This is a genomic window from Mesorhizobium sp. M2C.T.Ca.TU.002.02.1.1, assembly GCF_003997225.1.
This window is the reverse complement of sequence record NZ_RZTO01000202.1, coordinates 1-8,467: the sequence shown is the minus strand read 5'-3', so window position 1 is coordinate 8,467 and position 8,467 is coordinate 1. Positions and strand designations below refer to the sequence as shown.

9 protein-coding genes are annotated in these 8,467 nt (G+C 64.4%); 7 read left to right on the top strand and 2 right to left on the bottom strand.

What is annotated here, in order from left to right; genetic code table 11:
* The coding region (locus EOD07_RS13405) for an aminotransferase class III-fold pyridoxal phosphate-dependent enzyme (protein WP_245470114.1) at window positions 1–975 on the bottom strand (975 nt) is incomplete at its 3' end.
* 103 nt (window positions 976–1,078) lie between these two features.
* Between EOD07_RS13405 and EOD07_RS13400 the strand changes: the two genes are divergently transcribed.
* The 3 genes from EOD07_RS13400 (at window position 1,079) to EOD07_RS13390 (ending at window position 3,721) form a co-directional block, all read left to right on the top strand.
* A complete protein-coding gene (locus tag EOD07_RS13400; protein WP_052457812.1) occupies window positions 1,079–1,966 on the top strand; it encodes a transketolase in 888 nt (295 codons plus the stop codon).
* Window positions 1,963–2,940, top strand: a complete 978-nt coding sequence (locus tag EOD07_RS13395) for a transketolase C-terminal domain-containing protein (protein WP_127235790.1) — start codon at window positions 1,963–1,965, stop codon at window positions 2,938–2,940. The genes EOD07_RS13400 and EOD07_RS13395 overlap by 4 nt, the downstream gene beginning before the upstream one ends.
* Window positions 2,941–3,043: 103 nt before the next feature.
* Window positions 3,044–3,721, top strand: a complete 678-nt coding sequence (locus EOD07_RS13390) for a GntR family transcriptional regulator (protein WP_071030401.1) — start codon at window positions 3,044–3,046, stop codon at window positions 3,719–3,721.
* 12 nt (window positions 3,722–3,733) lie between these two features.
* Here the strand turns inward: EOD07_RS13390 and EOD07_RS13385 are convergent, their stop codons facing one another.
* Window positions 3,734–4,960 carry an aminotransferase class III-fold pyridoxal phosphate-dependent enzyme gene (locus EOD07_RS13385; protein ID WP_127235789.1) on the bottom strand — a complete coding sequence of 409 codons (1,227 nt, stop codon included), beginning with the start codon at window positions 4,958–4,960 and terminating at the stop codon, window positions 3,734–3,736.
* Window positions 4,961–5,069: 109 nt separating this feature from the next.
* Here EOD07_RS13385 and otnK point away from each other — a divergent pair, with 109 nt between their 5' ends.
* From otnK to EOD07_RS13365, 4 genes are all read left to right on the top strand, one after another.
* Window positions 5,070–6,347, top strand: a complete 1,278-nt coding sequence (gene otnK, locus EOD07_RS13380) for a 3-oxo-tetronate kinase (RefSeq protein WP_127235788.1) — start codon at window positions 5,070–5,072, stop codon at window positions 6,345–6,347.
* Window positions 6,347–6,997 (top strand): class II aldolase/adducin family protein, encoded by a 651-nt coding sequence (locus EOD07_RS13375; protein ID WP_127235787.1) that lies wholly within the window; start codon window positions 6,347–6,349, stop codon window positions 6,995–6,997. Before otnK ends, EOD07_RS13375 begins: the two co-directional genes overlap by 1 nt.
* Before the next feature lie 127 nt (window positions 6,998–7,124).
* Entirely contained in the window at window positions 7,125–7,835 is a 711-nt protein-coding gene (locus tag EOD07_RS13370) for a GntR family transcriptional regulator (RefSeq protein ID WP_040983779.1), read from the top strand.
* A gap of 263 nt (window positions 7,836–8,098) precedes the next feature.
* On the top strand, window positions 8,099–8,467 hold a 369-nt coding region (locus EOD07_RS13365), incomplete at its 3' end, for an ABC transporter substrate-binding protein (protein ID WP_245470116.1).

Sequence of the window (8,467 nt, the reverse complement as noted above, 5' to 3'; positions counted from 1 at the left end):
GCCCGAATAGGTGAAGCCGTGCCCGAAGACGCCGTTGCGGTGCCCCTCGTCGGCTATCGCCTGATAGAGCGCGTCAGACACGACCACCGCCGCGATCGGCAGGTAGCCCGAGGACAGGCCCTTGGCGACCGAGAACATATCGGGCTTGAAGCCGAAAGTCTGGCTGCCGAACCAGTTGCCGGTACGGCCGAAGCCGCAGACCACTTCGTCGGCCAGGAGCAGGATGTCGTGCTTGTCGAGCAGTTGGCGCAGTTTCGGAAAATAACCCGTCGGCGGCACGATGACACCGCCCGCCCCCATCACCGGCTCTGCGATCATCGCGGCGATCGTGTCGGGGCCGGCGGCAAGGATCATCGCCTCCAGCTCGGCGATCAGCCGGTCGGCGAACACCTGCTCGCTCTCGCCCTCCTGCCCTTCGCGGTAGAAATGCGGCTTGCCGGCATAAAGGATGTCGTCGGTGTTCATGCCGAACGAGCGGTGCATATGCGGCAGGCCGCTCAGCACCGCGCCCATCACCGTGCTGCCATGGAAGGCGCCGTTGCGGCTGATGATGCGCCGCTTCTCCGGCTTGCCGCGCGCCGCCTGATAGTACCAGGCGAGCTTGATCATGGAATCGTTGGCTTCCGATCCGGAATTGGCGAGGAATATCTTGCACGATGAAATCGGAGAGACCGCCGCGAGCTGTTCGATCAGATCGATGCAAGGCTCGTTCGAACGATGGTTGAAGGTGTGGTAGTTGGCGAGCTTGGCGAATTGGGCGGCCGCGGCTGCGGCCAGCCTCTGATCGTTGAACCCGAGCGATGCCGTCCATAGCCCGGCCATGCCTTCGATATAGCGGTTTCCGGCATCGTCGCGCACATAGACGCCGTCGCCGCCGGAGACGATCAACGGCCCGTCCTGCTCGTGCCGTCGCGGGTCCGTCTGCGAATGCAGATGCAGGCTCATGTCGATGGCCCGGGCCGAATTGTGCAGCATTTCCTGTTCCCTAGGGCGAATGATTGTTCTTGCGGCTCAACCAAATATCTTATAACTTATAAGTTGTCGAGGGTCAGATAAACGGAAATGGAGGAGATCGACCATGGCGTCCTCAGGCGCGAGCCGGTGGCCGAGCAACAGCGGCAATGACGGGATATCGGACGAACAGGCTGCCCGCCTGCGCGAGCGCGCGCGCTTCGTGCGGCTGGAAACGATCAGGCTGATTTCGATCGCCAAGGTCGGCCACTACTCGTCGGTCTTCTCCTGCGCCGAGATCTTCTCGACGCTCTACTACGACACGATGCGGCTGCGCCGCGGCGAGCCGGGCTGGCCTGATCGCGATCGCTTCCTGATGGGCAAGGGCCATGCGGCGGTCGGCCAGTTCCCGATCCTCGCCGACCTCGACTTCTTCGACCGCTCCTGGCTCGACGACTACACCCGCCTCGGCAGCCCGCTTGGCGATCACCCCGATATGCGCAAGGTGCCCGGCGTCGATTTCAGCTCCGGCTCGATCGGCCATGCCCTCTCCAATGGCGTCGGCATGGCGCTCGGCGGCCGCTTCCACGGAAAGGACTTCAACGTCTTCGTCCTGCTCGGCGATGGCGAGATGCAGGAAGGACAGGTATGGGAGGCCGCCATCAGCGCCGCCACCCATCGGCTGGGCAAGCTCGTCGCGATCGTCGATCGCAACGGCTACCAGCTCGACGGCAAGGTCGACGACGTCGCCGCGGTCGAGCCGCTCGACGAAAAGTGGCGCGCCTTCGGCTGGGAGGTGCATGAGGTCGATGGCCACGACGTCGTCGCGCTCGCCAACCTGCTGCGCAAGGTCAAGGCCGATACCGGCCGCGAAAAACCCTGCTGCATCATCGCCAGAACGGTCAAGGGCAAGGGCATCGACTATATGGAAACCGAACCCGGCTGGCACCTCGGCTATCTCGCGCCGGAAGACGAAGCACGCGCCCGCGACATGATCCTTGAAGGTGCGCAATGAGCGCGGCCCTGCATCCCGACAGCTGGCAGTACCGCGAACTCAACAAGCGTGCGCCCTCGCTCGCAACGCTGGCCGACACGCTGATCGAGCTTGCCGAGGCCGGTCATCCGGTCGTTGCCGGCACCGCCGACCTGCAGCACTCCAACGGCCTCGTCGGCTTCGCACGCCGCTTCCCGGAGCGCTTCACGCAGTTCGGCATCTCCGAGCAGAACATGGTCTCGGCCGCGGCCGGCATGGCCACCACCGGCGTCATGCCCTATGTCGCCACCTTCGCCTCCTTCCTGGCGCTGCTGTGCTGCGAGCAGATTCGCATGGACGTCGCCTATTGCGCGCAACCGGTCCGCCTGATCGGCCATCACACCGGCATCTCGCTCGGCTTCTACGGCACCTCGCATCACGCGACGGAAGACATCGCCATCATGCGCTCGATCGCCGACCTCACTGTCGTCTCGCCCGCGGACGGCCCGCAATTCGCCGCGGCGCTGCGCGCTTCCGTCAATCATCCAGAGCCGATCTATTTCCGCATCTCGCGCGGCCACGATCCGGCCGTCTATGGCAAGGACGCCCCGTTTGAATTCGGCAAGGCGGTGGTTCACGGCATCGGCAACGACATCACCATCATTGCCTGCGGCATGGCGGTACACTCGGCCAAGCAGGCGATGGAGGCCTTGAACGGCAAGGGCCACTCCGTCGGCCTCATAGACATGCACACGATCAAGCCGCTCGACCGCGCGGCGGTGATGGCGGCGGCGTGCAAGTCGCGCATCATCCTCACCGTCGAGGAACACAATATCCTTGGCGGTCTGGGCGGCGCGGTCGCCGAAGTGCTGGCCGAGGAAGGCGGCGGCGCACGGCTCGTCCGGCACGGCATCAAGGATGAGTACAGCCTCATCGCGCCGCCGACCCATCTCTACCGTCACTACAAGCTCGATGCGGCGGGCGTCGAAAGCGTCGCGCAATCCTTGCTTGCTTAGCAGGCACAGCAATACAGTGAAGGAAAAAGCGTCTATTGGTTATATCTTGTAGAATCACCGCCGGCAGAAGACGCCACACAACAATGCCGAGGAGACCTTTGCCGTGAACATTCAGCCGCTCGAGCAAGGCAACCTTTCCGCGCGCGCCTATGTCGCCCTTCGCGAAGGGTTGATCGCGGGGCAGTTCCGGCCGGGGCAGCGCCTGGTGATGCAGGATCTCGCCGACCAGCTCGGCACCAGCGTCACCCCTGCCCGCGAGGCCTGCCTGCGGCTGGTCAGCGAGCGCGGCCTGGAGCTGCGCTCGGGCCGTTTCGTCACCGTGCCGGCGCTGACGCTGGCGCGCTACATGGAGGTGCGCACCATAAGGCTGTCGCTGGAAGGCCTTGCCGCCGGGCTCGCCGCGCAGAACGCGACCAAGGAAGACATCGAAAAGCTGACCGCCATCCAGAAAGTCTTCGAGAAGGCGGACCGGGCCGGCGATCCGGAGCTCTCATTCCGCTACAACCGCGACTTCCATTTCACCGTCTACCGGCTCTCCGGCATGGAGATGCTGGTCGCCCATATCGAGAGCCTGTGGGTTTCGATGGGGCCGATGCTGACTGTCTTCTTCAAGGAAGGCGAGCACAAATATGTCGGCGCCGCCGAGCATCTGACGGTGATCGAGGGCTTGCGCGAGAAGAATTCGGAAAAGGCGCGCGCCGCCATGGAGCGGGACCTCATCCTGGGCGGCGAGGATTTCCTGCGCTTCCTGCAGGGACACGAAGGCTTCGTCGCGCCGTAACCTTTCTCAGGTCTATAGCCGCGCGACCGCTGCCAGAGCCTCGTCCGTCACCGCCAGCGCCTGGTCGATATCGGCCTCCTGGTGGGCAGCCGACAGGAACAGCGTGTGCGCCGGATGCAGGTAGACGCCACGGGCGAGCGCTTCCAGGCAGAACGTGTCGCCGAGCTTGCGATCGACATCGTTCTCGAACAAAAGCACCGGCATCTGCACCGGCCCGCTTTGCCGCAAGGGCACGCCGTGCTTCCGCGCCTGCGCGTCGAGACCGTCGCGGAGGCGCTGGCCCATGGCCCGCATATGCGCCACGGCATCGACTGCGCTGAGCTTCCGGATCGTTGCGATCGCGGCCGCCATCGATACGCCGGCGGTCCAGAAGGAGCCGGTGGTGAAGATGCGTGTCGCGCCTTCGCGGAAGCGGTCGTTGCCGGTGACGGCGGCCAGCGCATGGCCGTTGGCGATCGCCTTGCTCCACGCGGCCATGTCGGGCCGCACGCCGACCGTTTCCCAGCTGCCACCCATAGCGAGGCGAAAGCCGGCTCGCACGTCGTCGACGATCAGCGCGGCATCGGCGCTGTCGGCGAGCGCGCGGGCCTTTCGCGCGAACGCCACGGTCGGCAATTCATGCGGCTTGCCAAGGTCGTGCTTGAAGGCCGAGACCAGTATCGCGGCGAGATCGCCTTTGCACAACTCGGCCGCGGCCTCGAGACTCTCGACATCGTTGTAGTTGTAATAGACCAGATGCGCGCGGTCTTCCTCGGTAACGCCCGCAACCGATGGCGAGCACCACGGAATGGCGCCGTGATAGGCGCCGCGCGCGACCAGGATCTTGCGGCGCCCGGTGCCCGCGCGAGCGATCGTCAAGCAGGCGGTCGTGGCGTCGGTGCCGTTCTTGGAGAACATCGCCCAATCGGCATGCGGAACGGTCTCGACCATCAGTTCCGCCAATTCGACGAGCCGTTCGCTCGGCCCGTTCATCGCATCGCCAAGCGCGCGCTGCCTGTCGGCCGCCGCCTCGACGTCGGCATCGCCATAGCCCAGGATCATCGGCCCCCAGCCGCAGAGGAAATCGATATACTCGCGGCCGTCCGCGTCCCAGGTCCGGCACCCTTGCGCCCGGGAGAAATATTGCGGATAGCCGGCCGGCAGACGCGGTGCATTCTGATGCCCCCACATGCCGCCGGGGATGACGCGCTTTGCCCGGGCGCGCAAGGCGCCGTCGATGCTCTTTGAATGCTGGTCCATGGAAAGATGCCCCCGTCTGGCGTCGTTCCGCCCGACTCGCCAAGACTTGTTTGCAGCACTCGATATATCATGTATCATCCGCACACAATAGTTCGGGGACGCGGAGAAAATGCAGCCTATCATCGGCATCGTCGCCGACGATCTCACCGGCGGCATGGAAACCGCCGCGATGCTGGTGGCGCTCGGCGTCGACTGCGGTTTCGTGACCAGGCCTGCCCTGGTCCGGCATTTCGCCAACTCGCCCGCCGTGGTCGTCGCGCAAAAGACCCGCGTCGTTCCCGCCGCCGAGGCCGTTCGGAAATCGGAAGATGCGGCACAGCGGCTGCTCGACATCGGCGTGAGGCGGCTATTTTTCAAATATTGCGCAACCTTCGATTCCACCGACGACGGCAATATCGGCCCGGTGGCCGATAGGCTGCTTGCCCTGACGCGTGCTTCCCAAACCGGCTTCTGCCCGAGCTCCGGCGATCTCGCGCGCAGCGTCTTCCAGGGCCATCTCTTCGTCGGCGCCCAACTCGTTTCGGAATCACCGAAACGGTTCGATCCACTGACCCCGATGACCGATCCCAACCTGGTCCACGTGCTGCAGCGGCAATCGAAACTCGCCGTCGGGCTGTTGCCGCACAATGTCGTGCGGGCCGAGCCTTCCACCCGGCAAGCCTTTGTCGACCAGCTGGTCGCGCAAGGTATCCGGCACATCATCATGGACGCGATCTATACCGACGATCTTGCCGCGGTCGCGGCGCTCACCGTCGATTGGCCGCTGATGACCGGCAACGCGCCGGTCATCCGCCACTACCCCGCGCTTTGGCGCAAGCGCGGCTGGCTGGGCGACACGCCGCCGAAGCGCCCCCTGCCGGCGGTCGAAAGCCCCGGTGTCGTGCTGGCCGGCAGTTGTGCGGAACGGACGCTGGAGCAGCTCGCGGCGTTCGAACAGGCAAGGCCGGTGCACCGCATCGACATCGCTTCGGCCGGAAGCGTCGATGCGGCGGTTGAGACGGCGCTCGCCTGGGCGGGCATACATCTTGAAGGCGGCCCGATCGCGATCGCCACCTCAGCCGGTCCGGAGCAGGTCAATACCGCGCAGGCAAGACATGGTCGCGAAGGGGCGGCAAGCTTCGCCGAGGCTATTCTCGGCCGGCTCTCCGTGGAATTGCGCAAGCGCGGCGTCCGGCGCTTCCTCGTCGCGGGCGGCGAGACGTCCGGGACGGTCGTCGAGCAGCTCGGAATAGATCGCTTGAGGATCGGCGCCTACCAGGGGCCAGGCATCGCCCGCGCGACGACGGAAGAAGGCGAGATCGTCGCGCTCAGCCTCAAATCGGGAAAGCTGGGGCCTGTGGACATGTTCTTGCCGACGCTGGAATCCATGCGGCATCCGGAGCCCTGATGATCAACGAAGACAATCTGCCAAACGCCATTGTCGAGACGGTCGGCCGTCTGCAGGACCAAGGCTTCAACCACGGCAACAGCGGCAATGTGAGCCGGCGGGTGCCAGGCGGCATGCTGATCACACCGACAGGAGCCAACAGCAGCAATCTCACGCCCGACCGGCTCGTCCATGTCGATCCCCAGGGCGCCATCAGGGGCGAAGGCATTCCATCGAGCGAATGGCACATGCATGCCGCGATCCTCAATGCCTACCCGGCCGCCAACGCGGTGATCCATACCCATGCCGATGCTTGCGTTGCGCTGGCATGCCTGTGCAAGCCGCTGCCGTCGTTTCACTACATGGTCGCGGCCTTCGGCGGCACCGATGTGCGCTGCGCTCGCTACGCCACCTTCGGCACGGCCGACCTCGGAACGTCGGCGGTCGAGGCGCTCAAGGATCGCACCGCCTGTCTGCTCGCCAACCACGGCATGATCGCCATCGGCAAGACGCTGGAAGCCGCCTTCCAGACCACGGTGAAACTCGAAACCCTGGCGCGCCAGTATCTGATGGCATTGCAAGGTGGCGCGCCGGTGCTGCTCCCTGAAGAGGAAATGGCGCGTGTCGGCAAGCGCTACGGCAACTACGGAACGGGTTTGCTGCCCGGCTGACGGGTGTGGGCGCAAGGAACTCGTTATGAACCGGATTTTCGAACGCGCCCTAGGCCGCGATATGGACATGCCTGGTGCTGTGTGGTCATGAGGACAGTCGGCCAGATGCAAAAGCGAGTCCGCTGAAATGCAGAACCTGCCTGAGATTCAGGCCACAAGCCTGTCCTCACAGATCTACCTGCGCCTGCGCCAGGAGCTTATGTCGGCGAGGCTGCATCCGGGCGACCGGCTGAAGATCCGCGACCTCGCCCAGCAGCTCGGCACCAGCGAGACGCCGGTGCGCGAAGCCATCTTCCAGCTCGTCAAGGACGGCGCGCTGGAGATGAAACCGGGCTACTACATCCGCGTGCGGCGGATCAGCCTCAAGGAATATCTGGAGCTGCGCGACATCCGGCTGGTGCTCGAGCCCTATGCCGCTTCAAAGGCGATGCCGCATATCGACGAGCCGTTCCTGAAAACCCTCGAAGACATCCATAAGAAGCTGATCGAGGCCGAGCGCACCAAGGACTACGCGGCCGCGCTTCAGCACAATTACGACTTCCACTTCGCCGTCCATCGCAAATCGGAAATGCCGCATTTGATCGAGATGATCGAGAGATTGTGGATCCAGGCCGGTCCGTTGCTCAGCCTGCTCTACCCGCACGGCCACCCGACCTATGAAGGCCGGCACCAGCACGTCAATGTGATCGCCGCCCTGCGCGCCAAGGACGAAGCGGCGCTGCGGCGCGCCTTCGAGCAGGACCTGATCGAAGGCGGCCGCAAATTCGTCGAGCACCTCGCGGCGATCGAGAGCAAGGAAGACGCCGAAGACGAGCCGCCGCGGCGGTCGCGGCGCTAGTCCAGCCCCCTCCCGTACCTCAAAATCCAGAACTCGCTCCATCCGGGACAAGCTCCCGGATGGGCTCTGAGGCTCAGCCGTTTCGCCGCGTCTCCACGTTGCGTCTGTCCTCGATTTCGCAGTCGGCCGCGCAATGCGGAAACGTCGTCATGCGCGCTTGCGACCTTCATCATATATGATATATTCTATTTCCAGAGACCAAAACTAAGGGGAGATCAATGAAGCTTCGCAATGGGATTTTGGGACTGGCGCTCGGCCTTTTGATGGGCGGCGTCTCCCACTCGGCATTCGCCGACGACGCGTCCACCTTCGTCTATGCCGATGCCGGCGAGCCGAGCACAATCGACCCGGCCAAGGCCAATGTGAACTGGGAGTTCACGGTCACCCGCAACATCTACGATCGACTGGTCGATTTCGACCTTGATGACCCATCCAAATTGCTGCCGGCGCTGGCGACGGAATGGCAACAGGATGGCAAGGTCTGGACCTTCAAGCTGCGCGACGGCGTCACCTTCCACGACGGCACCGCCTTTGACGCCAACGACGTCAAGGCGACGCTCGACCGGCTGCTGAAGATCGGCCAGGGGCAGTCCTATCTGGTCGACGACATCGCCAGCGTCACGGTGGTCGAT

Bases quoted from the DNA above. Each gene is read 5' to 3' on its own strand.
- EOD07_RS13400 (WP_052457812.1), top strand. From the start codon at position 1,079: ATGGCGTCCTCAGGCGCGAGCCGGTGGCCGAGCAACAGCGGCAATGAC.
- otnK (WP_127235788.1), top strand. From the start codon at position 5,070: ATGCAGCCTATCATCGGCATCGTCGCCGACGATCTCACCGGCGGCATG.
- EOD07_RS13375 (WP_127235787.1), top strand. From the start codon at position 6,347: ATGATCAACGAAGACAATCTGCCAAACGCCATTGTCGAGACGGTCGGC.
- EOD07_RS13395 (WP_127235790.1), top strand. From the start codon at position 1,963: ATGAGCGCGGCCCTGCATCCCGACAGCTGGCAGTACCGCGAACTCAAC.
- EOD07_RS13370 (WP_040983779.1), top strand. From the start codon at position 7,125: ATGCAGAACCTGCCTGAGATTCAGGCCACAAGCCTGTCCTCACAGATC.
- EOD07_RS13385 (WP_127235789.1), bottom strand. From the start codon at position 4,960: ATGGACCAGCATTCAAAGAGCATCGACGGCGCCTTGCGCGCCCGGGCA.